This is a genomic window from Streptomyces sp. NPDC006385 (genome assembly GCF_040612485.1).
Lineage (GTDB): Bacteria > Actinomycetota > Actinomycetes > Streptomycetales > Streptomycetaceae > Streptomyces.
In genome coordinates, this window is record NZ_JBEXQG010000091.1 from 1 (window position 1) to 24,394 (window position 24,394).

At 71.9% G+C, this 24,394-nt stretch carries 27 protein-coding genes and 1 pseudogene; 17 read left to right on the forward strand and 11 right to left on the reverse strand.

Features of this window, described 5'->3' with window-relative positions; translation table 11 throughout:
- Nucleotides 1-109 precede the first annotated feature (109 nt).
- From ABZ078_RS39195 to ABZ078_RS39205, 3 genes are all read right to left on the reverse strand, one after another.
- Complete coding sequence (locus ABZ078_RS39195; protein ID WP_356583311.1) at nucleotides 110-715, reverse strand: AAA family ATPase; 606 nt, start codon at nucleotides 713-715, stop codon at nucleotides 110-112.
- A 30-nt stretch (nucleotides 716-745) separates the two neighbouring features.
- A complete protein-coding gene (locus tag ABZ078_RS39200) occupies nucleotides 746-925 on the reverse strand; it encodes a hypothetical protein (protein WP_356583312.1) in 180 nt (59 codons plus the stop codon).
- Nucleotides 926-1,089: 164 nt separating this feature from the next.
- A complete protein-coding gene (locus ABZ078_RS39205) occupies nucleotides 1,090-1,965 on the reverse strand; it encodes an undecaprenyl-diphosphate phosphatase (RefSeq protein ID WP_356583313.1) in 876 nt (291 codons plus the stop codon).
- Between the two features lie 273 nt (nucleotides 1,966-2,238).
- Here ABZ078_RS39205 and ABZ078_RS39210 point away from each other — a divergent pair, with 273 nt between their 5' ends.
- Together ABZ078_RS39210 and ABZ078_RS39215 are read left to right on the forward strand one after the other, a co-directional pair.
- Nucleotides 2,239-3,498, forward strand: a complete 1,260-nt coding sequence (locus ABZ078_RS39210) for a Gfo/Idh/MocA family oxidoreductase (RefSeq protein ID WP_356583314.1) — start codon at nucleotides 2,239-2,241, stop codon at nucleotides 3,496-3,498.
- Nucleotides 3,495-4,421 (forward strand): PmoA family protein, encoded by a 927-nt coding sequence (locus tag ABZ078_RS39215; protein ID WP_356583315.1) that lies wholly within the window; start codon nucleotides 3,495-3,497, stop codon nucleotides 4,419-4,421. The genes ABZ078_RS39210 and ABZ078_RS39215 overlap by 4 nt, the downstream gene beginning before the upstream one ends.
- A 54-nt stretch (nucleotides 4,422-4,475) precedes the next feature.
- Here ABZ078_RS39215 and ABZ078_RS39220 read toward each other — a convergent pair whose 3' ends face one another.
- On the reverse strand, nucleotides 4,476-4,946 hold the full coding sequence (locus ABZ078_RS39220) for a helix-turn-helix domain-containing protein (RefSeq protein ID WP_356583316.1): 471 nt from the start codon (nucleotides 4,944-4,946) through the stop codon (nucleotides 4,476-4,478).
- A gap of 164 nt (nucleotides 4,947-5,110) precedes the next feature.
- Here ABZ078_RS39220 and ABZ078_RS39225 point away from each other — a divergent pair, with 164 nt between their 5' ends.
- Complete coding sequence (locus tag ABZ078_RS39225) at nucleotides 5,111-6,280, forward strand: thiolase family protein (protein WP_356583317.1); 1,170 nt, start codon at nucleotides 5,111-5,113, stop codon at nucleotides 6,278-6,280.
- 24 nt (nucleotides 6,281-6,304) lie between these two features.
- Here ABZ078_RS39225 and ABZ078_RS39230 read toward each other — a convergent pair whose 3' ends face one another.
- A complete protein-coding gene (locus ABZ078_RS39230) occupies nucleotides 6,305-7,084 on the reverse strand; it encodes a TVP38/TMEM64 family protein (RefSeq protein WP_356583318.1) in 780 nt (259 codons plus the stop codon).
- A 49-nt stretch (nucleotides 7,085-7,133) separates the two neighbouring features.
- Here ABZ078_RS39230 and ABZ078_RS39235 point away from each other — a divergent pair, with 49 nt between their 5' ends.
- From ABZ078_RS39235 to ABZ078_RS39250, 4 genes are all read left to right on the forward strand, one after another.
- Nucleotides 7,134-7,856, forward strand: coding sequence for a DNA alkylation repair protein (locus tag ABZ078_RS39235; RefSeq protein ID WP_356583319.1), 723 nt, complete (start codon nucleotides 7,134-7,136; stop codon nucleotides 7,854-7,856).
- 296 nt (nucleotides 7,857-8,152) lie between these two features.
- Nucleotides 8,153-9,322, forward strand: a complete 1,170-nt coding sequence (gene tuf / locus ABZ078_RS39240; protein WP_356583320.1) for an elongation factor Tu — start codon at nucleotides 8,153-8,155, stop codon at nucleotides 9,320-9,322.
- 125 nt (nucleotides 9,323-9,447) lie between these two features.
- On the forward strand, nucleotides 9,448-10,293 hold the full coding sequence (locus ABZ078_RS39245) for a fused MFS/spermidine synthase (protein WP_356583321.1): 846 nt from the start codon (nucleotides 9,448-9,450) through the stop codon (nucleotides 10,291-10,293).
- Between the two features lie 261 nt (nucleotides 10,294-10,554).
- Nucleotides 10,555-10,992 carry a DUF4442 domain-containing protein gene (locus ABZ078_RS39250; RefSeq protein WP_356583342.1) on the forward strand — a complete coding sequence of 146 codons (438 nt, stop codon included), beginning with the start codon at nucleotides 10,555-10,557 and terminating at the stop codon, nucleotides 10,990-10,992.
- A gap of 129 nt (nucleotides 10,993-11,121) precedes the next feature.
- Here ABZ078_RS39250 and ABZ078_RS39255 read toward each other — a convergent pair.
- A pseudogene (locus tag ABZ078_RS39255) lies at nucleotides 11,122-11,232 on the reverse strand (UTP--glucose-1-phosphate uridylyltransferase); the annotation flags it as partial.
- A 294-nt stretch (nucleotides 11,233-11,526) separates the two neighbouring features.
- Between ABZ078_RS39255 and ABZ078_RS39260 the strand changes: the two are divergent.
- Both ABZ078_RS39260 and ABZ078_RS39265 read left to right on the forward strand, forming a co-directional pair.
- Nucleotides 11,527-13,407 carry an RICIN domain-containing protein gene (locus ABZ078_RS39260; RefSeq protein WP_356583322.1) on the forward strand — a complete coding sequence of 627 codons (1,881 nt, stop codon included), beginning with the start codon at nucleotides 11,527-11,529 and terminating at the stop codon, nucleotides 13,405-13,407.
- Nucleotides 13,408-13,596: 189 nt separating this feature from the next.
- Nucleotides 13,597-14,247 carry a DedA family protein gene (locus tag ABZ078_RS39265; protein WP_356583323.1) on the forward strand — a complete coding sequence of 217 codons (651 nt, stop codon included), beginning with the start codon at nucleotides 13,597-13,599 and terminating at the stop codon, nucleotides 14,245-14,247.
- A gap of 108 nt (nucleotides 14,248-14,355) precedes the next feature.
- Here ABZ078_RS39265 and ABZ078_RS39270 read toward each other — a convergent pair whose 3' ends face one another.
- Nucleotides 14,356-14,892 carry a gamma carbonic anhydrase family protein gene (locus ABZ078_RS39270; RefSeq protein ID WP_356583324.1) on the reverse strand — a complete coding sequence of 179 codons (537 nt, stop codon included), beginning with the start codon at nucleotides 14,890-14,892 and terminating at the stop codon, nucleotides 14,356-14,358.
- A 110-nt stretch (nucleotides 14,893-15,002) separates the two neighbouring features.
- Between ABZ078_RS39270 and ABZ078_RS39275 the strand changes: the two genes are divergently transcribed.
- Complete coding sequence (locus ABZ078_RS39275) at nucleotides 15,003-15,800, forward strand: acyltransferase (protein WP_356583325.1); 798 nt, start codon at nucleotides 15,003-15,005, stop codon at nucleotides 15,798-15,800.
- A 47-nt stretch (nucleotides 15,801-15,847) separates the two neighbouring features.
- Here the strand turns inward: ABZ078_RS39275 and ABZ078_RS39280 are convergent, their stop codons facing one another.
- Nucleotides 15,848-16,705, reverse strand: a complete 858-nt coding sequence (locus ABZ078_RS39280; RefSeq protein ID WP_356583326.1) for an EamA family transporter — start codon at nucleotides 16,703-16,705, stop codon at nucleotides 15,848-15,850.
- A 105-nt stretch (nucleotides 16,706-16,810) separates the two neighbouring features.
- On the opposite strand from ABZ078_RS39280, the gene ABZ078_RS39285 reads away from it, so the two are divergent.
- Nucleotides 16,811-17,383, forward strand: coding sequence for an XRE family transcriptional regulator (locus tag ABZ078_RS39285; protein ID WP_356583327.1), 573 nt, complete (start codon nucleotides 16,811-16,813; stop codon nucleotides 17,381-17,383).
- A gap of 44 nt (nucleotides 17,384-17,427) precedes the next feature.
- Nucleotides 17,428-17,988 (forward strand): YbaK/EbsC family protein, encoded by a 561-nt coding sequence (locus ABZ078_RS39290; protein WP_356583328.1) that lies wholly within the window; start codon nucleotides 17,428-17,430, stop codon nucleotides 17,986-17,988.
- A gap of 78 nt (nucleotides 17,989-18,066) precedes the next feature.
- Here ABZ078_RS39290 and ABZ078_RS39295 read toward each other — a convergent pair whose 3' ends face one another.
- Nucleotides 18,067-19,230, reverse strand: coding sequence for a cation diffusion facilitator family transporter (locus ABZ078_RS39295; RefSeq protein ID WP_356583329.1), 1,164 nt, complete (start codon nucleotides 19,228-19,230; stop codon nucleotides 18,067-18,069).
- A 62-nt stretch (nucleotides 19,231-19,292) separates the two neighbouring features.
- On the opposite strand from ABZ078_RS39295, the gene ABZ078_RS39300 reads away from it, so the two are divergent.
- On the forward strand, nucleotides 19,293-19,652 hold the full coding sequence (locus tag ABZ078_RS39300; protein ID WP_356583330.1) for a metalloregulator ArsR/SmtB family transcription factor: 360 nt from the start codon (nucleotides 19,293-19,295) through the stop codon (nucleotides 19,650-19,652).
- 34 nt (nucleotides 19,653-19,686) lie between these two features.
- On the opposite strand, the gene ABZ078_RS39305 is transcribed toward ABZ078_RS39300, so the two are convergent.
- Nucleotides 19,687-20,907, reverse strand: a complete 1,221-nt coding sequence (locus ABZ078_RS39305; RefSeq protein WP_356583331.1) for a 4-hydroxybenzoate 3-monooxygenase — start codon at nucleotides 20,905-20,907, stop codon at nucleotides 19,687-19,689.
- Nucleotides 20,908-20,961: 54 nt separating this feature from the next.
- The gene (locus ABZ078_RS39310) at nucleotides 20,962-21,369 is read right to left on the reverse strand and encodes a CoA-binding protein (RefSeq protein ID WP_356583332.1); all 408 of its coding nucleotides are present in this window, start codon (nucleotides 21,367-21,369) and stop codon (nucleotides 20,962-20,964) included.
- Nucleotides 21,370-21,543: 174 nt separating this feature from the next.
- On the opposite strand from ABZ078_RS39310, the gene ABZ078_RS39315 reads away from it, so the two are divergent.
- The 4 genes from ABZ078_RS39315 (at nucleotide 21,544) to ABZ078_RS39330 (ending at nucleotide 24,086) form a co-directional block, all read left to right on the forward strand.
- Nucleotides 21,544-22,263: a hypothetical protein gene (locus ABZ078_RS39315; RefSeq protein WP_356583333.1), complete on the forward strand. Its 720-nt coding sequence runs from the start codon at nucleotides 21,544-21,546 to the stop codon at nucleotides 22,261-22,263.
- Entirely contained in the window at nucleotides 22,260-22,802 is a 543-nt protein-coding gene (locus ABZ078_RS39320) for a histidine phosphatase family protein (RefSeq protein WP_356583334.1), read from the forward strand. Before ABZ078_RS39315 ends, ABZ078_RS39320 begins: the two co-directional genes overlap by 4 nt.
- A gap of 116 nt (nucleotides 22,803-22,918) precedes the next feature.
- Nucleotides 22,919-23,545, forward strand: coding sequence for a YigZ family protein (locus tag ABZ078_RS39325; protein ID WP_356583335.1), 627 nt, complete (start codon nucleotides 22,919-22,921; stop codon nucleotides 23,543-23,545).
- 118 nt (nucleotides 23,546-23,663) lie between these two features.
- Nucleotides 23,664-24,086, forward strand: a complete 423-nt coding sequence (locus ABZ078_RS39330) for a hypothetical protein (RefSeq protein WP_356583336.1) — start codon at nucleotides 23,664-23,666, stop codon at nucleotides 24,084-24,086.
- Nucleotides 24,087-24,394 lie beyond the last annotated feature (308 nt).

The window sequence follows — 24,394 nt, forward strand, 5'->3', positions numbered from 1 at the left end:
GAAAGCCCGAGTACGCCCAGTACGAGGGCTTCCGGGCGGCACGCCGAGAGAGCGCACCGGACGCCGCGCGGCCGCCCTTCGGGCGACGACGCCACCTTCGCAACAGGCCCTAGGTGTGCTGTCGTTCGGACTGGGGGGCTTGCCGGTCGATCGCGGTACGCATTCGTTCAAAGGCGGTGGGCCCGGTTCTGTGGCTCACGAAGTCCTTGATGCGGCGGGCGCATTCCTGCGGTGCCGTGTCGCCGGTGTCGCACTCCAGGTCGTAGACGCCGTGTGCGTGCACGCGCTTCAACTGGCCGACGGCGAGACCGGGCGGCCTGTCGCCCCGCAGGCGTTCCCGGCGTTCCAACTCTTCCGGGCTACAGTGCACTTTGACGAGAACGACGTCCTGCGGCACAAAGAGCGACAGGCAGTCCCTGAGCCGCCACTCGGCACTCAGCACGTGGTCGACGACGACGTTGTTGCCGGCGGCGGCCATGCCGGCGACTGCGCGGTGGAAGCCTTGCCAGGTGCGGTGGAGGACGGTGGCGAGCTGGTCCGGTGGGACGGGGGTGCGGGAGCGCATCGCGTGGAAGGCGTCGACGGGCATGTGGAAATACGGCTCGTCGAGGATCCGCAGCAACTCGCCGGCGATGCTCGACTTGCCCGAACTGGACGTGCCGTTCAGGAAGATGACGACGCCACGACGGGCGGGGACGTGATCCAGATGCTCCACGGAGTGAATCCTACGAACAGGGCCCGCGCCTCAGGCCGCCTCGACGACCTCGTCGCGGATGGCGGCCGCCCACTCGACCACCAGCAGTTCGTACTCCGCGCGCTCCTGGGCCGACAGTGAGCCGCCCGCACGCAGCCACAGGGCGCGTATCTCCTCGTTCACCTCGGCAGCAGACCGCACGGAACCAGGGCCTAAGGAATGGGGGGACATGCGGACAAGCCTAGGGGCAAGGACTGACCGTGCGCTACCGGGCGGCTACGCAGAACGTATGTGATTGGTCACGGGTTCCGGGGCGGGCTGGTCGTACTGACCGGCCAGTCAGTGGCGGAGGCATGCCCGGCCGGGCGGTGCGGTCACCCCGGCGCGTCCGTCCGTCAGTGCGCCGATTCCGCCGCGTGCGGGCTGAGGACGCCCGCCGTCACCAGGACGATGATGACGATGCCGAGCGCGATGCGGTACCAGACGAACGGCATGAAGCTCTTGGTCGAGATGAACTTCATGAACCAGGCGATGACCGCGTACCCGGTCACGAAGGCGATCACCGTCGCGAAGATCGTCGGTCCCCAGGAGACGTGGTCGCTCTCCATCGCGTCCTTGAGCTCGAAGAGGCCGGAGGCGAGGACGGCCGGGATCGCGAGGAGGAAGGAGTAGCGGGCCGCGGCCTCGCGCTGGTAGCCCATGAAGAGGCCGCCGCTGATGGTGGCGCCGGAGCGGGAGACTCCGGGGATGAGCGCCGCGGACTGGCACAGGCCGAAGATCAGGCCGTCCTTCACGCTCAGGTCCTCAAGGCCCTTGCGCTGCTTGGCGGCGCGGTGCCGACCGCCCGACTCGTCCCGCGCCGCCAACCGGTCGGCGATGCCGATGATGATGCCGACGACGATCAGCATCGTCGCCGTGAGGCGCAGATCGCGGAAGGGGCCCTCGATCTGGTCCTTGAGCGTCAGGCCGAGCACACCGATCGGGATCGAGCCGACGATCACCAGCCAGCCCATCTGGGCGTCGTGATCCTGCCGCATCGCCTTGTCGGTCAGCGACCGCGTCCACGCCGAGATGATCCGACCGATGTCCTTGCGGAAGTAGATCAGTACCGCGGTCTCCGTACCGATCTGGGTGATCGCCGTGAAGGCCGCACCCGGGTCCTCCCAACCTGAGAACGCCGCGGTCAGCCGCAGATGCGCGCTGGAGGACACAGGGAGGAACTCGGTCAGCCCCTGGACGAGTCCGAGGATGAGCGATTCAAACCAAGACATGAAGTTACGGAGTCCAAGTGCTGATGGTGGCAAGGAGTGGTGAGGACACCGCGCCGGCGGGACAGTGATCGCGCGTGTCGAGGGGCAGCGTAGCGCCCCGCGGTGACACGTCCGCCACAGGGGGCTCGGCGGGCACGCGCCGATCGCGGCCATACCGGTGTTGACCTGCTGCGGGGCCGCCGCTTACGTTGCAGCGAGCGGAAAGCGCTTGCTGCAAGGAGCGGTGGTCCCCCGGCCCGTCGCCCGTCGTCCCCGAGGAGTCCGATCCCGCCCATGGCCACATCCGAGACCGCTCCCGGGACGCCCCACCGCCATCCCCACCCCAACCGCCGTCCCCGTCCCACCCCCGCCCCGCTCACCGGCCGCCGCGTCAGGGCCGCCGTGATCGGCACCGGCGCCGTCGCGCGCGACTCCCACCTGCCCGCGCTCGCGAGGCTCGCCGAGGAGGGTGAGACGGAGCTCGTCGCCGCCGTGGACATCGACGCCGCGTCGGCCGAGGGCTTCTGCGCGGTCGCGGGCGGCGCCGGGGCCGGGGCGCCCCGCGCCTACACCGACCTGGACCGGATGCTCGCGGAGCAGCGGCCCGACCTCGCCGTCATCTGCACCCCGCCCACCCTGCACCGCGACCAGACCGTCGCCGCGCTGCGTGCCGGCGCCTGGGTCTGGTGCGAGAAGCCGCCGGTGCCGAGTCTCGCCGACTTCGACGCCGTGAAGGCGGAGGAGGGCGAGGAGGGCGGGCCCTACGCCGCCATCGTCTTCCAGCACCGCTTCGGCTCGGGCACCCGGCACGTGCGGCGGCTGCTCGCCGAGCGGGCCATGGGCCGGCCGCTGGTCGCGCACTGCCAGACGACCTGGTACCGCGACACCGCCTACTACGCCGTGCCCTGGCGCGGCCGCTGGCGGACCGAGGGCGGCGGTCCGGCGATGGGGCACGGCATCCACCAGATGGATCTGCTGCTCGATCTGCTCGGGCCGTGGAGCGAGGTGCGCGCCATGGCCGGCCGGCTGGTGCACGACGTGGAGACGGAGGACGTCTCGACCGCCCTCGTGCGCTTCGCGAACGGCGCGATGGCGACCGTCGTGAACAGCGTGCTGAGCCCCGACGAGGTGAGCCGCATCCGCATCGACTGCGAGCGCGCCACCGTCGAACTCACTCATCTCTACGGCCACGGCAACGACAACTGGCGCGTCACCCCGGCCCGCGGCGTGCCGACCGCCGAGGCCGCGGCCTGGCAGGACTTCGGTGCGGACGTGCCCAGCTCGCATCTGGAGCAGTTGCGGGAACTGGTCGCGAGCATGCGCGCGGGGCAGCGGCCGCGCGGCAGCGGCGCGGACGGGCGGACGAGCCTGGAGCTGATCGCCGCGCTGTACAAGTCGGCGTTCACGGACGCGACGGTGAGGGCGGGGGAGATCGGCCCCGGAGATCCGTTCCACTCGTCGATGCACGGGGACGCCCCCGGCTGGGCGCCCGTCCGGGCGGAGCGTGCCGGCGACGGCGGACCGGTCGCCGCGGGTGAGGAGGCCGCCGCGTGAGCGGGCTGCGGGTGGTGCACGAGTACGGCGACCGCGTCACGGTGACCGAGTCGGACGGTGGCGTGGAACTGCTGGCCTACGTCTACCGGCCGGAGGCCGCCTGGGAGGCTCCGAAGCCGTACGCGCACCCGCTGCGGACCCTCGCCGGCCACGTAGTCACCGACTACCGGCCCCATGACCACCGCTGGCACAAGGGCCTGTCGCTGACGGCCTCGCATCTGTCCGGGGCGAACCTGTGGGGCGGCAACAGCTACGTCCACGGACAGGGTTATCTCGAACTGCCCGAACGGGTCGGGTCGATGGCCCATGTCGCCTTCGACGAGGTCGCCTCGGACGGCGAGCGGGTCGTCATCGCCGAGCGGCTGACCTGGCATCCCCACAGCGGGGAGCTCTGGGCCGACGAGCGGCGCCGGGTCGAGGTGCACGACGTCGAGCCGGAATCGGGCTCATGGGCGCTGACCTGGACGAGCGCCGTGACGAACCGGCGCGACGAGCCATTGCGGTTCGGCAGCCCCACCACCGCCGGGCGTGACATGGCCGGTTACACGGGCCTGTTCTGGCGCGGCCCGCGTGCCTTCCAGGGCGGCCGGATCCTCGCCCCGGACGCCGAGGGCCCCGGCCTGATGGGCGAGCGGGCGCCCTGGCTCGCCTACTGCGGGGAGCACGACGGCACCGACGGTCACGCGACCCTCGTCTTCGCGCACGCCCCCGAGAACGACCACGCCGGCGATCGGGGCACCCACCCCGCCCACTGGTTCGTACGCAACGAGCCCTTCGCGGGCGTGGCCCCCTCCTGGGCGTTCCACGACGAACTCGTGCTGGCCCCCGGCGACACCCTCACCCGCCGCTACCGGGTCGTCGTGGCCGACGGGGCGTGGGAGCGGGAGGAGATCGCCAAGTACCTGCGGACGCATCCTTGGTGAGTGGCGGGGAGCAGCTCATCGACGCCCTGGCGTTCAGGGGCGTCCCGGCGTGACTCACGCGGCCGTCGGCCCCGACACCGTCCATCCGGGCATCTGGGGGTGGGCGGTCAGGTCCTCGTGGCGCACCGCGCCGCCGCATTCCCGGCAGGTGACGACGGGGACCAGTTCGTTGCCGCAGACGTGCTCGATCACCATGGGACGGTCGTCGTCCGTGCGCAGATGGCGGTCGCCCCACGCCATGAGGGTCATCAGGACCGGCTCCAGCTCGAGCCCCGCCTGCGTGGGCCGGTACTCGAACCGCTGGGGGCGCTCGCTGTAGGTGCGCTTGGTGAGGATGCCGGCGTCGACGAGGCGGCGCAGCCGTGTGGCGAGGATGTCGCGCGGGGCGCCGATGTTGCGGACGAGCTGGTCGAAGCGGCCGTTGCCGAGGCACACCTCGCGCAGGACGAGCAGGGAGTACTTCTCGCCGACGAGCGCCAGGGCGTCGGCGATGGAGCAGGGGCGCGGGTCTTTGGTGGCGGCCATGGCGCTCAGTCTAGGGGAGGGTTGGATTTTCAAACCTGATGGGTTTGATTTTCCAACCCGTCGGGTTATGGTGAGTTTGGATTTCCTACTCACCGGTAGTTCGTGCCGGTCCCCGCACCGGCCCGCGCGCCGGTCGTCGCCCGGCGGCCAAGGAGGCCCGCACCATGCGTGACGCAGTCATCGTCGAAGCCGTACGCACCCCGATGGGCAAGGGCAAGCCGAACGGCTCCCTCGCGCACGTCCATCCCGTCGAGCTCCTCGCCCACACCCTGCGCACCCTCGTCGAGCGCTCGGGCGTCGATCCGGCACTGATCGACGACGTCATCGGCGGCACCGTCGACCAGGTCGGCGAGCAGGCCATGAACACCACCCGCTACGCCGCCCTGTCGGCGGGCTTCCCGGAGACGGTCCCGGCGACCACCGTGGACCGCCAGTGCGGCTCCTCCCAGCAGGCCGTGCACTTCGCCGCCCAGGGCGTCATCTCGGGCGCGTACGACCTGGTCGTCGCCTGCGGTGTCGAGTCGATGAGCCGGGTGCCGATGTGGTCCAACGTGCCGCCCGGCAAGGACCCCTTCGGCCCCGGCGTCGCCGAGCGCTACCCGGAGGGCCTCGTCCCGCAGGGCATCAGCGCCGAGCTCATCGCGGCCAAGTGGTCGATCACGCGCGAGCGGATGGACGCGTTCGCCGTCTCCTCGCACCGCAAGGCGGCCGCGGCCTGGGAAAAGGGCCTGTTCGACGCCGAGGTCGCACCCCTGGACGGCGTCGCCCGCGACGAGTGCGTACGGCCGGGCAGCACCCCCGAGATCCTCGCCGGCCTCAAGCCCGCCTACCACGACCCCCTGTTCGCCGAGCGCTTTCCGCAGATCGAGTGGAACGTCACCGCGGGCAACGCCAGCCCCGTCAACGACGGTGCCTCCGCCGTGCTCATCACCTCCGGCGAGACCGCCGCCCGCCTGGGCCTGCGCCCCCTCGCCCGGCTGCACAGCTTCGCCGTCACCGGATCCGACCCGCTGCTGATGCTGACCGGCGTCATCCCGGCGACCGAGAAGGTGCTGCGCAGGGCAGGGCTGGGCCTCGCCGACATCGACCTGTTCGAGGTGAACGAGGCGTTCTCCAGCGTCGTCCTGGCCTGGCAACAGGAAACCGGCGCCGACCTCGCCAAGGTCAACGTGCACGGCGGCGCGATCGCCCTCGGCCACCCGCTCGGCGCGAGCGGCACCCGGCTCACGACCACCCTCGTCCACGCGATGCGGGAGCGCGGTGCCCGATACGCCCTGCAGACGATGTGCGAGGCGGGCGGCCTCGCCAACGCGATGATCCTGGAGACGGTGTGACCGGGTCCCCGGGCGGCGGCACGGTCAGCGGCCACGCAGGTGGTGGCGCTTGCGCCAGGCCACCACCACGCCCGCCAGCGCCGGTACGGCGATGCAGGCCAGCGCGATCAGGAAGGCGGGCGACGTCGGCGTGGAGGCACGCGCGCCGGCGACGACGTACGCGGCGGTGTTCGGGATCGACCCGAGCGCCGTCGCGAGGAGGAACGGGACGTAGCCCATGCGGGAGACGGAGGCGGCGTAGTTCGAGGCCCAGAACGGCACACCCGGGAACAGCCGGACCGCAAGCATCGAACGGAAACCGTGCCGGCTGAACTGGCCGTCCGCCGCCGTCAGCACCCGACCGCGCAGCAGCGGACGCAGCGCGTCCTGCCCGAGCAGCCGGCCAAGACCGAAGGCGATCCCGGCCCCCAGCACCGTCCCCGCCAGGGCCGCGCCGAGCCCCCACTGGGAGCCGAACAGCGCGCCCGCCGCGAGGTTCAGCAGGGGCCGCGGCACGAACGCCACCGTGACCAGCCCGTACGCCACGGCGAACAGCACCACCGCGGCCGCGCCCTCGACCTGCGGCGGCCAGCCGTTCGTGAGGAGTCTCTGCGGCTCGAACAGCAGCACGGTCGAGGCACCCGCCGCGAGCAGGACGACCAGCAGGGACAGCCGCGACCACGGCGAGAACAGCACACGCGAGCAGCGCGCGGCGAAGCCGGTGGGCGCGGGTGCCGGCAGCGGCGCCCGGGCGGCGAGCTCCGTGGCGGCGGCCGGAGGAGGAGCCGTTGCGGTGCCGCCAGGGCGGGTGGTGGCATCGAGCATCCGGTGACACTAACCGACAAAGATGTGTGATCGCCGTATGGTTCGTCTCATGCGCGTCACAGATGCGGGAACGCCGGAAGTACCCCGCAGTGCTCTGGCCGACACGGTCCTGGAGCGGGTCACCGCCGCGTACTCCGCCGCCGCGGACCCGGAGCGGGCCGCCGCCGCCCAGGCGTACATGAAGGACGTCGCCCCGTTCCTCGGAATCCCCACACCCGAGCGCCGCGCCCTCTCCCGCACCGTCCTGCTGGGCACCCCGCGCCCCGACGAGGCCGACTGCACCGCCCTCGCCCTGCGCTGCTGGCGGCTGCCCGAGCGCGAGTACCACTACTTCGCCGTCGACTACCTGCGCCGCCATGTCGGGCGCTGCTCCTCCGGCCTGCTGCCGGTGACCCGGCACCTCATCACCACCGTCTCCTGGTGGGACACCGTCGACGCGCTCGCCGCGCACGTCGTCGGCGGGCTCGTCGCGGCCGATCCGAAGCTCACGGCGGACATGGACGACTGGATCGCCGACGACGACCTGTGGGTCGCGCGCACGGCCCTGCTCCACCAATTGCGCTACAAGGAACGCACCGACACCGAACGCCTCTTCGCCTACTGCCTGCGCCAGTCCGCGCACACCGACTTCTTCATCCGCAAGGCCATCGGCTGGTGCCTGCGCGAGTACGCCAAGACCGACCCGGACGCCGTACGGGACTTCCTGGCGCGGGAGCGGGGCAGGTTCGCGCCGCTGTCGGTGCGGGAGGCGCTGAAGAACATCGGAGCGTAGATCGCAGGACACCGGGCGCGGGCCGCGAACTCCCCGTCCACGGAAAACCATTCGACGCCGGGCCCGGCTTCGACGATGATCGACGTCATGTTCCGGTACGCCTTCGTCCTCGCAGCATCCGCGGTCGCGGATGCTCCGAAGGCTGCCGTCCCCGTCTTCCTGGCCGCTGTCGACGGCGCCCGAAGCTGACCCTCTCCGGACACTCCGGCGGACCCCGCAGGGGGAGGGTCGGCAAGTCCTTGGGGTCCCCGTCTCCCACGTGGAGATCTCCTGCGAAGAGACTTCGAGGTACAGCCATGTCCAAGACGGCATACGTGCGCACCAAACCGCATCTGAACATCGGCACCATGGGTCATGTCGACCACGGCAAGACCACGTTGACCGCCGCCATCACCAAGGTCCTCGCCGAGCGGGGTTCGTCCACGTTCGTCCCCTTCGACCGCATCGACCGCGCGCCGGAGGAGGCCGCGCGCGGCATCACCATCAACATCGCGCACGTCGAGTACGAGACCGACACCCGGCACTACGCGCACGTCGACATGCCGGGCCACGCCGACTACGTCAAGAACATGGTCACCGGCGCCGCGCAGCTCGACGGGGCGATCCTCGTCGTCTCCGCGCTCGACGGGATCATGCCGCAGACCGCCGAACACGTGCTGCTCGCCCGGCAGGTGGGCGTCGACCACATCGTCGTCGCCCTCACGCACGCCGACGCGAGTGACGAGGAGCTCACCGACCTCGTCGAGCTGGAGGTCCGCGACCTGCTCACCGAGCACGGCTACGGGGGCGACGCCGCGCCCGTCGTACGGGTCTCGGGGCTGAAGGCCCTCGAAGGCGACCCGAAGTGGACGGCGTCCGTCGAGGCACTGCTCGACGCGGTGGACACCTACGTGCCGATGCCGGAGCGGTATGTGGACGCGCCGTTCCTGCTGCCCGTCGAGAACGTCCTCACCATCACCGGCCGGGGCACCGTGGTGACCGGGGCGGTCGAGCGGGGCACCGTGCGGGTGGGGGACCGGGTCGAAGTGCTCGGGGCCGGGCTGGAGACCGTGGTCACCGGTCTGGAGACCTTCGGCAAGCCGATGGACGAGGCGCAGGCCGGGGACAACGTGGCGTTGCTGCTGAGGGGGGTTCCACGGGACGCCGTCCGGCGGGGGCATGTGGTCGCCGCGCCGGGCAGCGTGGTGCCGAAGCGTCGGTTCTCCGCACAGGTGTACGTGCTGTCCGCACGCGAGGGCGGTCGTACGACGGCGGTCGCCAGTGGGTACCGGCCGCAGTTCTACATCCGTACGGCGGATGTCGTGGGGGACATCGACCTCGGTGAGGCGGGGGTCGCGCGGCCCGGGGAGACGGTCACGATGAGCGTCGAGCTGGGGCGTGAGGTCCCGCTGGAGCCGGGGCTCGGGTTCGCCATCCGCGAGGGTGGCAGGACCGTCGGGGCGGGGACCGTGACGGCCGTCGAGTGAGGGTTGTGGCGGTTCGTGGGGGACTGCGGGTCCGTTGTCGGCTTGGTCGCGCCCACGCGGCGGAGCCGCACGTCGACACGGCCCCGCGCCCCTGGAGGGGCGCTTCACATGGGCACAATGAGAAGGTGAACGAGCCCATACCTGTCACCCGCCCCGTCGACCACGGCACCGCCAAGCTGATGCCCGACATCGATCGGAAGCGGGCCTGGTTGCTCACCGTCGACGGGGCGCCTCAGTCGTACGTCGATCTCGACGAGCCCACGCATCTGGAGTTCGAGTACGCCCGTCGGCTCGGACATGTGCTCGACACCGTCGCCGAGGCCGGGCGGCCGCTGGACGTGCTGCATCTCGGGGGCGGGGCGCTCACCCTGCCCCGCTACCTGGCGGCCACCCGGCCCGGCTCACGGCAGGACGTCGTCGAGGCCGATCGGGGGCTGATGGAGCTGGTCGTCGAGCATCTGCCGGTTCCCGACGGGGACTGCGTCCGGCTGCACGCCGGGGATGCCCGGGCCTGGCTGGAGCGGGCCCCGGACGACTCGGCCGACGTGCTCGTCGCGGACGTCTTCGGTGGGTCACGGGTGCCGGCGCATCTGACGTCGGTGGGGTACGCCCGTCACGCCGAGCGGGTGCTGCGGGATGACGGCGTCTATCTGGCCAACCTCGCCGACGCCGCGCCCTTCGCCTTCCTGCGCTCCCAACTGGCGACGCACGCCACGCTGTTCGAGGAGCTGGCGCTGATCGCCGAGCCGGGCGTGCTGCGCGGGCGGCGGTTCGGCAACGCGGTGCTCGTGGCCGCGCACCACCCCGTCGACACAGCGGCCCTGGCCAGGCTCACCGCGTCCGACGCCTTCCCGGCCCGGGTCGAGCACGGGCCCGCCCTGCGGGAGTTCATCGGCGGCGCGCGACCGGTGCGGGACGAGGATGCCGTACCGTCACCCGGGCCCCCGGACGGCGCTTTCGGCATCGGCTGAGCCGACCCGGCTCGCCGCGACCACCCGCGCCCGGTCCAGGCGGGGCGGCGGGAACGGCGTGGGGATCGTGCGGCGACCGTTACGGCCGACTGTCGCCGCCGTACCTCTTTCTGCCAAAGCAAACGCAGGTCACGGGCCGGACGAGGTCATTCGGCCCCTGTGCGTCCCGGCGGTGTCGGCCGCGACGGTACGACGCTCGTCACATCGTCTGGTCCCGGGATCCTACTCATGGGTAACATGACTGGCATGAGCGCAGACCAGATGTCGATCGGCGAGATGCTCGCCGCCACCGTGCCGATGGCCCGGACCCTGAACCTCGAGTTCCTGGAGACCACGCCGGACAAGGCCGTGGTGGCTCTGCCGGACCAGGGCGAGTACCACAACCACGTGGGCGGACCGCATGCCGGTGCGATGTTCACGCTGGGCGAGTCCGCCAGCGGCGCGATCGTGCTGGCCGCGTTCGGTGACCAGCTCTCGCGGGCCGTGCCGCTCGCCGTGCGGGCGGAGATCGCCTACAAGAAGCTCGCCATGGGCGCCGTCACCGCCACCGCGACCCTGGGCCGCCCGGCCGCCGAGGTCGTCGCGCAGCTCGACGCGGGGGAGCGCCCCGAGTTCCCCGTGACCATCGAGATCCGGCGTGGGGACGGGGCCGTGACCGGAGAGATGACGGTCGTCTGGACACTTCGGCCGAACGGCTGAGCCAACCGATCGACGGCAGGCAGGGGCCCGGCGAGGGGCCCCTGCGGCATACCTGGGCCCCTCAAGCCGCGAACCGCTTCCGCTCCGGCTCCGGTCCGGTCCGGTCCGGCAGCCTCCAGGCCCGCCCGCGAACTCCTTGAGCCAGGCGGTGAACTCCGGCCCCGGGTCCGCCCGGTCGCACGCCAATCGCACCACGGTGCGCAGGTAGTCCGCCTTGTCGCCGGTGTCGTAGCGCAGCCCCGGGAGAAACCTCGGAGCTTGCTGTGGTACATGCGGAATTGAAGATTCCGTGGACCAATTGTCTTTGCCTGCGCACAACTTGGCCGCCATCTCGGCGCTGATTTCGAATGCCGGTGCGGATACCGGTGGTAACTTTTTTGAATTTCCCGCGTTTTGAATCCAGGTCACTCGCACTTCTTGTTTCCTGTGCGGCGCTTGTGCGAAAGTGAGCGGCCCCGCCCGGTCGGTCCACAGGTGACGCGGCCCAGGTATGCACCAATCACGCCCCTGCTTTCCGATGGACGCGCATTCCCCATGCCGTCCTGCGGCTGGGAAGGAAATGGTTCAGTGCGCTCTCCTTACCCCCCACGACCGCCGTACCCGCCACGACCCGGGGTGAGCCCCGGAGGATCGGACCGTGACCTCCTCGCGAGCCTGGGCAGGACCGGCACGGACCACCACGCCGTCGCGCTGCTGATGGCGCGGCACTGGCGTGCCACCCATGACTACGCGGCCATCTGCCTTGCCTCCACCGCGAGTTCCGCCTCCATGGTGGCCGCGGCGGCCTTCCGTCGCGTGCTCGGCCGACCGGCCGACGGCGCACTGCGTCCCCAACTCCTCACCGCCGTACGGGATCTGGTGAAGGAGTGGGCCGCGGACGGTGCTATTTCCGCCCTGCTGCCGGAACTCGGCAAACCGACCGGCGGGCGCGGACTGCGTGCCGCGCGATCCGCGACGCCCGAAAGGCGGCATATCGCCGAGCGCGCTTTCCGGGCGCTGCCGGGGGCCTCGCAATGCCTCCTGTGGCACACCGAGGTCGAGGCGGAACCGATAACCGTACCCGCCGGTCTGCTGGGGGTGGACACGGGCACCGCCTCGGCGGCGCTGGACGGAGTGCGGGAACAATTCCGGGCGGGTTGCGTCCGCGCCCACCGCGAACTCGCGCCCACCCGCGAATGCCGCTACTACAACCGCCTCCTCGATGTCCCCCTCCGCCGGGGCGGTGCCTTGTTGCCCGATGTGCAGCAGCATCTGGGGGAGTGCCGTTACTGCCGTCACGCGGCCGAGCAGCTCAGCCATTTCGAGGGTGGCCTCGAAGCGCTCCTCGCCGAAACGGTGCTCGGCTGGGGCACCCGGCGCTATCTCGACTCACGGCCCGGGCGAGGCGGCTGTGGACCGCAGTCGTCCACGCGCTCGCGCCGCGGCGGCCGGCACCGTCCGGCGCTGCCTCCGCCGCGCGGGCGGGCGAAGGCCGTCGCCGTGGGGGTCGGCCTGACCTCCCTCGCCCTGCTCGTCACCGCGCTCACGGCCAGGGGATGGTCCGAGGAGAACGGCGTTCCCGACGCGACGGCCACCTGGGGGGCGCCCAGTGGCCGGTCCGTCCACCCGGGCGCGGTCTCCCCGCCCGCCTCCGGCGGCTCGCCGTCGGCCGCCTCGGCCGAGGTCCCGGTCGGGATCGCCCAGGGCAGGCTCCGCAACCTCGCCCGCGGCCGGTGCCTGGACCTGCGCGACGGCGAGGTCCGCACCGGTGCCCGAGCCGAGCTGGCCGCGTGCTCGTCCGCCGCGTCCCAGCAGTGGTCGTACCAGGACAGCGGACTGCTGCGCAGCGCCGCCGATCCCACCCTCTGCCTCGACTCGGACCCCGACAAGGGCACGGTCACCCTGGCGAACTGCCTCGCGCACGCAGGCGAGGTCCGCTACGACCTCACCGTCCACGGGGAGCTTCTGCCGCGCCGGTCCGAGGGGCTGGCGGTGGCGAGCGGCGAAGGCGAGGGCCTGGTGCTCGCGGAACGCGACGGGTCCGAGGGTCAGCGCTGGCTGCTCGACGGCGGGCTCGCGGGCGCACACGAGGCGAAGCCCGAGAAGGAACAGGACAAGGGCGCGAAGGAGGAAGGGGAGTCGCGCGACGAGAAGGAGACGGGTGGCGTGGCCGGGGAGCCGGAGCGCGACTCGCCCGAAACGGTCGCCACCGGGTCGCCCGAGGCCCCGCCCCCGCAGGGCGATCCGGGCCGGCCGGAGGAGCGGCCGGAGCCGGAGCCGCGGTACGGGACGCGGTACGCCCAGGGCGACGACGGCGACGAAACCGAGCCCGCCACCCCGGTCGGCACCGTCGGGGCACTCCCGGCCGCGGTGCCGGCGACCGTGTCGACCGCCGTCGGCACAGGGCCTACGACACTCGACTCCGCCCTGCGCTGATCGGCAACGACTCCGACCACGGCGCGACCCACGTCAACGACCTGCGGTACCGCTTCAGTGCGACCTGTTCCAGCGCAACCTGTGGGACTCAGAGACCGTCACTCTGAACGGGTAGGCTGCCCCGGCGCACCCTCACAGTCGAGCGTGCGCCGGGAACACACACGGTCCAGGACATGGGAGGAAGCGGCGTTGCACGTCCAGGAATGGCTCGAAACGGTGCCCCCGCTCGCCATCTATCTGCTGGTCGGCGTGGTCATCGGACTGGAGAGCCTGGGCATTCCGCTGCCCGGCGAGATCATCCTGGTCTCCTCGGCGCTGCTCGCCTCCCAGCACGGTGAGATCGACCCCTTCGTGCTCGGCGCCTGCGCGAGCGCCGGCGCGATCATCGGCGACTCCATCGGTTACGCCATCGGCCGCAGGGGCGGCCGCCCGTTGCTGGCCTGGCTCGGCACGAAGTTCCCCAAGCACTTCAGCGAGGGCCACATCGCCACAGCCGAGCGGTCCTTCCAGAAGTGGGGCATGTGGGCCGTCTTCTTCGGCCGCTTCGTGGCCCTGCTGCGCATCTTCGCCGGCCCCCTCGCGGGCGTCCTGCGGATGCCGTACTGGAAGTTCCTGATCGCCAACGTCTTCGGCGGCATCCTCTGGGCGGGCGGCACGACCGCGGTCATCTACTACGTCGGAGTGGTCGCCGAGTCCTGGCTGAAGCGCTTCTCGTGGCTGGGTCTGGTGGCGGCGGTCCTGATCGGCCTCGCCTCGATGCTGATCATCAAGCGCAAGGCGAAGAACGCGAATGCGCAGACGGCACACCGGGAGCCGGAACCGGTAGGCGCGGGGGAGTAGGACGCCGCCAGGGGCGCGGGGCTGTGTCGATGTGGCCGACATGCGGCTTCGCCGCGTGGGCACGATCAGCCACGCACCGTCAGCCACGCACCGCCTGCCTACCGCGCCCTACTCGCGCCCCTCGTACTCTTCCCGGTGCGCCTTCGCCAGCTCCGCGTACATGGTGCCGTTGAGCGTGACGCCCTGACGCTCCTCCTCCGTCAGCTCCCGCCTCACCTTCGCCGGCACTCCCGCGACGAGCGACCCGGGCGGCACCCGCATCCCCTGCGGGACCAACGCCTGCGCGGCCACGAGCGAGCCCGCCCCGATCACCGCACCGTTCAGCACGGTCGCCCCCATTCCGATCAGGCAGTCGTCCTCCACGGTCGCCCCGTGCACCACGGCGTTGTGCCCGACCGAGACCCGCGCCCCGATGGTGACGGGGAAACCGGGGTCGGCGTGCAGTGTGCAGTTGTCCTGGATGTTGCTCTGCGCGCCCACGGAGATCCGCTCGACGTCGCCCCGTGCCACCGCGCCGTACCAGATGCTCGCGCCCGCGCCCAGGGTCACGTCCCCGACCACCGCGGACGTGGGCGCCACGAAGGCCTCTCCGTCGATCTTCGGCTCTCTGCCGCCGATGCCCTTGATCAGCGCCTGATGCGTCATCACCGTTCTCCCGTCGTCCGCGGTACACAGAACGCTACCGCCACCCGGTAGGGCGAAGATCACAGGCCCCGCACCTCATAAGGGCGCCGCACGGTCAGTACGGTGAGCGCGTGCCGAAGCGCAAGAACACGTTCTCATCCTGGCGACGCCGACTGGCGCAGCGCGCCGTCCACGCGGGCTGGGCCTGGGTGCAGCGCACGGGTGCGGTGACGGCCGAGCACCCCGGCCGCTTCCGTTTCGGCTCGATCGGCGAAGCCACCCGCCTCGCCTTCCCGCTCGGCACGGTCTTCGGCGAACCCTGGATCCACCTCGGCTCCCACTGCATCGTCGGCGAGCAGGTGACGCTCACGGCCGGTCTCATGCCCGACCTCGATCTCGGCCCGGAGCCGATCCTGCGCATCGGGGACGGCGTCGTGCTGGGCCGCGGCAGCCATGTCATCGCCGACACGACGGTCACCATCGGCAGTGACTGCTATTTCGGGCCGTACGTCTACGTCACCTCCACCAACCACTCGTACGACGATCCGCACGAGCCCATCGGCAAGCAGTGGCCGCGGATGGAGCCCGTGCACATAGGCCCGGGGTGCTGGATCGGCACCGGGGCCGTGATCCTGCCAGGCGCGCGGATCGGGCGGAACGTCGTGGTCGCGGCCGGTGCGGTGGTCCGGGGCGCGGTGCCCGACCATGCCGTGGTGGCGGGGGCGCCCGCCCGAGTCGTACGGCGCTGGACCCCCGACGACGGCTGGCAGCCGCCCCTGCGGACACCGGCGCCGGTGCCGATCCCCGACGGGATCACCCCCGAGCAGCTCCAGGCACTGGCCGGGCTCGACGAGGAGACGGCGGCGAGGCCGGCCGAACTGGACGAGGACGCGGCCGCTCACCTGGCCCAGCCGGCCGCGGAGTCCTGAGGCAGCCGGCCCAGGAGTCCTGAGTCAGCGGGCCGAGGAGTGTTGAGTCAGCCGGTCGCCAGCAGCAGCGTGCCCACCAGCGCCAGCCCCGCGCCCGCCGCCTGCACCCCGCGCAGCCGCTCCCTCAGGAAGCCGCGCGCCGCCAGGGCGGTCACCACCGGGTAGAGCGAGGCCAGCACGGCGGCCACGGTGACCGGGCCGTGCTGGGCGGCGACCACATAGGTGCCGTTCGCCGCGACGTCGGCGAGGCCGACGAAGGCGAGCGCCGGCAGCGTGCGCCAGGGGAAACCGCCGTCCGGGAGGGCCGCGGCGCCGCGCCGCACGGAGGCGTACAGCGCGAGGCCGCCCGCCGCGACGTTGACCACGCGCTGCACGAAGAGCGCGAGGAACAGGCCGGTGACGGTGGTCGACGACTCCGCGATCAGTGCGAACACCGCGCCGAACCCGAAGGCCGCGACCAGCGTGAGCAGGATGGCCTGCCGCTGTACGGGAGCGCCCCGTAGGTGCGGTCCGCCCGCGAGCACGACACCGGCCACGGCGACCACGATCCCCGCGACCTGCGTCAGGCCGGGCCGCTCGCCGAGGAAGAGGCCCACAGCGACCGGCACGGCCACGCCCACGGTGCCGAGCGGGGAGACCACGCCCATCGGGCCCAGCGCGAGCGCCTTGTAGAAGCAGAGCAACGCGACCGGGCCCACGACGCCGGCCACGGCCGCGAACCACAGCTGCGGGCCGGCCTCGCTCCAGCCGCCGGTCGCCATCACGATCACACCGAGCACGACAGCGGCGATCCCCTGTGAGACGACGACCACCGTGAGCGCAGGGGTGCGCCGCGTCAGCAGCCCGCCCCCGAAGTCGGCCAGCCCCCACAGCAAGCTGGTGGCCAGGGCGAAGAATGCTGTCACGGTCGCCTCGCAGTACAGTTCGGTGCACGATCAGGTGCACCTCACGGTAGTGCAGTGAGATGGACTCTGTCATCCAGAATATTGACCTCACCTTGTGGATGGAATGTGTCGGACCTCGACCTGCTGACCCAGTCCCTGGCACGGAACGTCAAGCGCTGGCGTACCGAACGCGGCTTCACCCTGGACACGCTGGCCGCCCGTGCCGGGGTCAGCCGCGGCATGCTGATCCAGATCGAACAGGCCCGCACGAACCCGAGCATCGGCACGGTCGTCAAGATCGGCGACGCCCTCGGGGTCAGCATCACGACCCTCCTCGACTACGAGCGGGGCCCGAAGGTGCGCGTCGTCCCGCCCGAGCAGGTGGTCCGGCTGTGGCACACCGAGGCGGGCAGCTACAGCAGGCTCCTCGCGGGCACCGAGGCGCCCGGCCCGCTGGAGATGTGGGACTGGAAGCTGATGCCGGGCGACAGCAGCGGATCCGACCCGCACCCGGTCGGCACGGTCGAGATCGCCCACGTCACGGCCGGCGAACTGGCCTTGACGGTCGAGGGCGTGGAGTACCGCGTCCCGGCCGGCTCCAGCGTCACCTTCGAGGCCAACGCCCCCCACATCTACGCCAATCAGGGCGATGTCCCGATGGAGATGACCCTGACGGTGTCGGTCCCGCTCGCGCACTGAGACGCCGGGCCCGCGGCCCCGGGCGGTGCTGTTAGCGTGCGTCCATGGACGCACCCATCGGACACTTCGACAGCGCGGTCCCCGCCCCCGACTGCCTCGACGAACTCATTCGCCCGGTCGCCGACGCCGTACGCCACTGGCACGGCAGCGTCCCCGCCGACCAGATCGTCTACGTCGAGACCGATCCGCAGTGGGCCGACACCGCCGTCTTCGTGGAGCACTACGGCCGAGAACTGCTGGAGCAGTCCGCGAACTGCGTGGTCGTCGCGGGCAAGCGGGGCGGTGAGGCGACGCTGGCCGCGTGCGTCGTGCTCTCCACCACCAGGGTCGACGTGAACGGCGTCGTGCGCCGCCAACTCGGCGCCCGCAAGGCGTCGTTCGCCTCGATGGACACGGCGACCGGCGAGACCGGCATGGAGTACGGCGGCATCACCCCCATCGGCCTGCCCGACAGCTGGCCCGTACTGGTCGACTCGGCCGTCATCGACCTGCCGTACGTCCTGGTCGGCAGCGGACGCCGGCGCGGCAAGCTGCTGGTACCGGGGAAGGCGTTCGCGGAGCTGCCGGGGGCGGTCGTTCTGGAGGGGCTCGGCGTCGCGGTCTGATGCCGGGGCGGCGTGGACGAGGCTGCGGAGTTGCCGGGGCGGTCGTTCGGGTAGGGCTCGGCGTCGCGGCTCCAGGGCTCATGCCGCTTTGTGGTGGGCGAGTGCCAGGTGCGGGTCCGCCTCGCCCGGTGCCGGCGCGGGATCGGCATGGACCAGGGCCGCGGTGAGCCGGGGCACGGCGTGCAGCAGGGCGTGTTCGGCGTCGACCGCGATGGCGTGTGCCTGCCGTACCGTGGCTTCGCCGTCCACGACGACCGCCACCTCGGCCCGCAGCCGGTGTCCGATCCAGCGCAGCCGCAACTCGCCCACCTCGCGCACGCCCGCGACCTCCCGCAGCGCCCGCTCGGCGCGGTCCACCAGAGCCGGGTCCACGGCGTCCATCACCCGCCGGAACACCTCGCGCGCCGCGTCCCGCAGCACCAGCGTGATGGCCGCGGTGATCGCCAGACCCACGATCGGATCCGCCAGTTGCCAGCCCAGTGCCGCCCCGCCCGCGCTCACCAGGACGGCCAGTGAGGTGAACCCGTCCGTACGGGCGTGCAGTCCGTCCGCGACGAGCGCGGCCGAGCCGATCGAACGGCCGACCCGGATCCGGTAGCGGGCCACCCACTCGTTGCCCGCGAACCCGACCAGCGCGGCCACGGCGACGGCCGGGATCTGCTCCACGGGGCGCGGATCGAGGAGGCGGTCGACCGCCGTCCACGCCGCGAAGGCCGCGGACGCGGCGATCGTCAGCACGATGACGATGCCCGCGAGGTCCTCGGCCCGCCCGTAGCCGTAGGTGAAGCGACGCGTCGCCGCGCGCCGGCCCAGCACGAAGGCGATCCCGAGCGGTACGGCCGTCAGCGCGTCCGCGGTGTTGTGCACCGTGTCGCCGAGCAGAGCCACCGACCCGGAGGCGACCACCACGACCGCCTGGGCGAGCGCCGTCACGCCGAGCACGGCCAGCGAGACCCACAGTGCGCGCATGCCCCGGGCCGAGGACTCCAGGGCGGAGTCGAGCTTGTCGGCCGTCTCGTGGGAGTGGGGTTTGAGGAGGTGGGCGAGACGGTGGCGGACGCCGGTGGGGGAGTGGGGGTGCGGGTGGCCGTGGGCGTGGGCGTGGGCGTGGGCACGGGGCGGGTCGTTCCGGGGCTCGTGCTGGTGCCCGTTCTCGGGACCGGGCCCGTGCCGGTGCCGGTGGTCGTGCCCGTGGTCGTGCCCGTGTGCGTGACGGTGCTCGTGGTGGTGCCGGTCGCTCACGCCGTCCCCTTCCGATGCCGCGGGAGTGGACGAGTGACCGCCCACGACGCCATTATGTGCGTATGAGCGCACGCATGCACCTGTCATCTGCGCACGATGCGCATCCGCGCACCCCGGGCGAGGAGCAGTTCGCGCTCGCCGCCGAACTGCTCGCCCTGCTCGGCGACCGCACCCGCCTCACGCTGCTGCACGCCCTGACGGCGGGCGAGGCGGATGTCACGACGCTCACGGACGCCTGCGGCGCGGCCCGGCCCGCCGTCAGCCAGCACCTGGCCCGGCTGCGTCTGGCGGGGCTGGTGAACACGCGCAAGGAGGGCCGCCGGGTCATCTACTCCCTGCGTGACGGCCATCTGCGCCGTCTCGTCGACGAGGCGCTGAACGTGGCGGACCACCGGCTCAGCGACCAGCCGCTGCACGACTGAGGGACGGCCGCCGTGACAGCCGGGCGGGGCCGGTTCAGAAGGTGGCGTTGCCCAGGTACTGCTCCGCGAACGCCCTGGCCGCCGTCCGGGAGCCGAACAGGCGGCGGAGGCGGGCGAGGGTGGTGCCCGCGCGGTACGGGTCGCCGGAGGACGTGCCGTGGTACACCTCCGACAGCCACATCGAGAACTCCTGGTAGTCCCACACCCGGCCCAGACAGGCCGCCGAGTAGCCGTCCAGGCCGGTGCCGTCGCCCTTCGTGAGGTACGCGACGAGCGCATCACCGAGCACGAAGGCGTCGTGCAGGGCGAGGTTCATGCCCTTGGCGGCGATCGGGGCGGTCAGGTGCGCGGCGTCGCCGGCCAGGAAGAGGCGGCCGAACACCATCGGTTCGACCACGTAGTTGTGCATGTCCAGGACGCGCTTCTCGATCAGCCGCCCCTCCGTCAGCGGGGGTGCGCCGTTCGCCCCGAGCCGCTGCTGAAGTTCCGTCCAGACCCGGTCGTGCGACCAGTTCTCCGGGTCGTCGCCGGGCGGGCACTCGAGGTAGTAGCGGGTCACCTCGGGGCTGCGCGCCATGTGCCCGGCGAACCCGCTCGGATGCATGCCGAACAGGACACAGTCGGCGGACGGCGGCGCCTCGGCGAGCAGTGCCAGCCAGCCGACGCCGTAGTCACTGCGGGAGACGAGGGCCCGGCCGGCGGGCACCGCGCCGCGCGTCACCCCGCGCGCCCCGTCGCAGCCGGCGACGAAGTCACAGTGCACGACCTGGCGTTGCCCCGTCTCCGGGCAGGTGTACGACACCGAAGGGCGGTCGCTGTCGAGGTCGTGCAGTTCCACGTCCCGCACGCCGAAGCGTACGGCCCCGTCGCGTACGTCCGCGTACTCGCGCACCAGGTCCGTCACCAGCAACTGCTGCGGATAGATCCAGTGGTGCAGCCCCGTCAGTTCGGCGTACTCGAACCGGTAGCGCTCGCCGGCGAACCGGAACTCGCACTCGGTGTGCCGCTGCGCCCGCTCCACCAGGCTGTCCGCGAGGCCCCGCTGCTGAAGTCCGCGTACAGCCCACTCCTCGATGACCCCGGCACGCGGTCGCTGCTCGATGAACTGGCGAGTCTCGGTCTCCAGGACCAGACAGTCGACGGACGCCGCCCGCAGGATGTTGCCGAGGGTGAGGCCGGCCGGTCCGGCGCCCACGATGACGACTGGAAAGCGTTGCGAGGCACCGGAGTTGGGACGGTGGGAGGTGGAAGTCACCCGAGCATTATGGAGGCGGCCCGCACGGGAGGGGAGGGTTCCGGGAGCTCCCCGCTAGCCCAGGCGCGGTATCTCGATCGCCGGGCAGCGGTCCATGACCATCTCCAGCCCCGCCGCGCGGGTGCGGTCGTACGCCGCTTCGTCGATGACGCCCAGTTGGAACCAGACCGCCTTGGCACCCTTGGCGACCGCCTCGTCGGCGACTGGGCCGGCCAGGTCGCTGTTCACGAAGACGTCGACCACGTCCACCTCGAAGGGGATGTCCGCCAAGGAGGCGTAACCACGCTCGCCGTGCACCGTCTCCGCCTTCGGATGGACCGGGACGATGCGCTTGCCATAGCGCTGCAGCACCTCGGCGACGCCGTACGCCGCTCGCCGCTGGTTCGACGACAGACCCACGACGGCCCAGGTGTCGCCCAGGTCGGTGAGGATCTTGCGGACCGCTGCCTCGTCGCCGTACACCGCCGGCCTCCTTGCGTCTCGTGAAACCGCTGCCGGACTGTCGTCCGGACGTGCTGTCGGGCTGTCGTCGCTCCGTCGTCACCCCGCACAACGGCCGACGGCCCACCAGGATTCCCGCCGTGCCCAGCGGGTCGGATGGCTGCGGACGACCGCGTCATTGCCTACGCTCGCTCCGTGCTGCGCATCATCGACGCCCGAACCGGCGAACCCGTCGACGCCGCGCCCGCCCGCCGGGGCCTGACCCGCGTCGAGGCGCATACGGGGGGCTTCGACGTCACCGCCCTGCGCGTCCTGCTGGTCGCCGATCTGCTGGTCCGTGCCCTGGAGCTCGGCGGTACGCCGGTCTGGGCGCTGCTCGACGAGGAACGGCAGCGGGCGGAGCTGCGGGCTGGCGCCACGGCGCTGGGCGTCCGGCCCTTCGAGGACGGCCGGGACGCGGCGGCGGGACTGGGCGAGGCGCAGGTTCTGCACGTCGTGCGGGAGGGCGGCGCGGAACCCGACGGCGTACGGGTCGTCGTCGCGCCCGTGCACGCGGCGGCGCCTCCCGAGGAGGCCGACCCCGCCGCCCTGCGCCTCGCGCTTCTCTCCCGGCGCAGGAGCGTGCCCGCACAGCTCGACGCGGCCGCCCTCGCCGACGCCCACGACACCCTCGTACGCTGGCGCCGGGCCGTCGCCGACTGGGCGCGGCGGCCGTCGCGGCCCATCCCCGACGAGGTGCGCGGCGAACTGCGCACCGCCTGGGAGCACGACCTCGACCTGCCCGAGGTCCTCGCTGTCCTGCGCCGGGTGGAGACCGCCTCGGACGTGCCGGACGGCGCCCGCTTCGAGACGTACGCCTACGCCGACCGCCTCCTCGGCCTCGACCTCACCCGCGATCTGGGGACCCCGGCATGACCGCGCGCCGCGGAGCGGGACCGCTGCGCCGGCTGGTCGTCCTCAGGCACGCCAAGTCCGCCTGGCCGGACGGCGTCGCCGACCACGAACGACCGCTCGCCCCGCGCGGCCGCCGGGACGCCCCGGTCGCGGGCCGCATCCTCGCCGCCGCCGACTGCCTGCCGGACTTCGCCCTGTGCTCTACCGCCGTACGCGCGCGGGAAACCTGGGAACTGGTCTCCGCCCAGTGGGGCACGCCGCCGCCCGTGCGCCTCGATCCACGGCTGTACGCCGCCGACGTGCCCGACCTGCTGGCGGTGGTGCACGAGACGCCCCCCGAGATCGAGACGCTGCTGCTGGTCGGGCACAACCCCGGCCTGGAGGAACTCGTCCTCGACCTCGCGGGGGACGGCCTCGACGACACACTGGACGCGGTCCGCACGAAGTTCCCCACATCGGCCATCGCCGTCCTGGCCTGGTACGGCGCCACCTGGCAGGCCCTCGCACCCGGCACGGCACTGCTGACGGGCGTGATGGTGGCGCGGGGCAAGAAGACGTGAGCGCCTCCCGCGCGGGCGGGCACGGGTGCTGCGCACAGACACCTCACCTTGCGGCAGCCGATTCTGCGGCTTCGAGCGGGGGATCAGCGTCGTCGACCACGGATTAGGCTGGCCGGATGCAGCACGAGTACCGCACAGTCGCCCGACCGGGCGTGCACGAGACGGAGGTCAACCGCTCACGCTTCCTCTGTGCGCTCGCCCCGGCCGCCACCGAGCGGGAGGCCCAGGACTTCGTCGCGGCCGTGCGCAAGGAGCACGCGGACGCCACGCACAACTGCTGGGCCTACGTCATCGGCGCCGACGCCTCCGTCCAGAAGGCCAGCGACGACGGTGAACCCGGTGGCACGGCCGGCGTCCCCATGCTCCAGATGCTGCTGCGCCGAGACATGCGGTACGTCGTCGCCGTCGTCACCCGCTACTACGGCGGCGTCAAGCTCGGCGCGGGCGGGCTGATCCGGGCGTACGGCGGAGCGGTCGGCGAGGCCCTGGACACGCTCGGCACCCGCACGCGCCGCCGTTTCCGGCTGGCCACGGTGACCGTCGACCACCAGCGCGCGGGCAAGGTGCAGAACGACCTGAGGTCGACCGGGCGCGAGGTGCGGGACGTGCGGTACGCGGAGGCGGTCACGATCGAGGTCGGCCTGCCGGATGCCGACGTGGAGGCGTTCCGTGCGTGGCTCGCGGATGTGACGGCGGGGACGGCGGGGTTCGAGCTCGGGGGAGAGGCGTACGGGGACGCGTGACCTGGGTGCCTGACCGGGGCCGTGACGGGGGCCCGGGGTCTCCCACCATGTCCGACCTCGCACCACCGGCTGTATGCTGCGGCACCACACACTGTGGCTGTCAGGGGGGGGAGCGGACGTGTCCATCACGCTCGCAAGCGCAACGAACTACGGCATCCCTTTTCTGATCATCTCCGTGCCCTTCGGCGTCACGTCCCTGCTGTTCATCCCGAAACAGCTGCGTGAGCGACGGCTCAGAACGCGGGGCTTGGAAGCCTCCGCCGTCTGCGAGGAGCGCATACGCAGGGGCGGTACGACGGTGGAGAAACTGAACTGCTCGTTCCGCTCGGCCGACGGTCGGGAGACCTGGGCGATCGTCACCGCCCCGAAGCCGGCGCCGTACCTGGGCGACGAGTTTCCTGTCGTGTTCGACCCGCATAGGCCCGAGATCGTTGAGAGCAAGGACTACCTCTCCTCATTCACCTCTCGCGCCGGAGTGGTCGTACAGTCCCTCTTCGGCCTGCTCCTCGCGGCTGCGGTCGTGGCGAGCGCCCTTTCCTGAGCCCACCGCGGCCCTCAACCGATCCACGGAAAAGCCGCAACTCGGCCAGCACCTCCTTCGGTGGCCGCTCGGTCCCTGAGGTGACCGCCGACGAGCCGGGCACGCGCGTCACCGTGCTGATCCTGATCCGCCGGCTGCGATCCCGGCTGCGAGCCTCACCGGGACCGATCACGGGGCGTCAGAGTCCCGTCAAAGCCGTAGGCGTGCCCGTAAGGGAGCCGTCAACGGACGGCCTGATCCGGTCAAAGAGGAGCTTTCCTCTAATCGTCCGTTTCACCGCACCTCACTCCAGGAGTTCGCGATGGCCG

Coding starts and splice junctions, on each gene's coding strand:
- ABZ078_RS39320 (WP_356583334.1), top strand. CDS start 22,260: ATGACCGCGCGCCGCGGAGCGGGACCGCTGCGCCGGCTGGTCGTCCTC.
- tuf (WP_356583320.1), top strand. CDS start 8,153: ATGTCCAAGACGGCATACGTGCGCACCAAACCGCATCTGAACATCGGC.
- ABZ078_RS39225 (WP_356583317.1), top strand. CDS start 5,111: ATGCGTGACGCAGTCATCGTCGAAGCCGTACGCACCCCGATGGGCAAG.
- ABZ078_RS39205 (WP_356583313.1), bottom strand. CDS start 1,965: ATGTCTTGGTTTGAATCGCTCATCCTCGGACTCGTCCAGGGGCTGACC.
- ABZ078_RS39230 (WP_356583318.1), bottom strand. CDS start 7,084: ATGCTCGATGCCACCACCCGCCCTGGCGGCACCGCAACGGCTCCTCCT.
- ABZ078_RS39220 (WP_356583316.1), bottom strand. CDS start 4,946: ATGGCCGCCACCAAAGACCCGCGCCCCTGCTCCATCGCCGACGCCCTG.
- ABZ078_RS39270 (WP_356583324.1), bottom strand. CDS start 14,892: ATGACGCATCAGGCGCTGATCAAGGGCATCGGCGGCAGAGAGCCGAAG.
- ABZ078_RS39210 (WP_356583314.1), top strand. CDS start 2,239: ATGGCCACATCCGAGACCGCTCCCGGGACGCCCCACCGCCATCCCCAC.
- ABZ078_RS39250 (WP_356583342.1), top strand. CDS start 10,555: ATGTCGATCGGCGAGATGCTCGCCGCCACCGTGCCGATGGCCCGGACC.
- ABZ078_RS39290 (WP_356583328.1), top strand. CDS start 17,428: ATGGACGCACCCATCGGACACTTCGACAGCGCGGTCCCCGCCCCCGAC.
- ABZ078_RS39325 (WP_356583335.1), top strand. CDS start 22,919: ATGCAGCACGAGTACCGCACAGTCGCCCGACCGGGCGTGCACGAGACG.
- ABZ078_RS39200 (WP_356583312.1), bottom strand. CDS start 925: ATGTCCCCCCATTCCTTAGGCCCTGGTTCCGTGCGGTCTGCTGCCGAG.
- ABZ078_RS39300 (WP_356583330.1), top strand. CDS start 19,293: ATGAGCGCACGCATGCACCTGTCATCTGCGCACGATGCGCATCCGCGC.
- ABZ078_RS39235 (WP_356583319.1), top strand. CDS start 7,134: ATGCGCGTCACAGATGCGGGAACGCCGGAAGTACCCCGCAGTGCTCTG.
- ABZ078_RS39260 (WP_356583322.1), top strand. CDS start 11,527: ATGCCGTCCTGCGGCTGGGAAGGAAATGGTTCAGTGCGCTCTCCTTAC.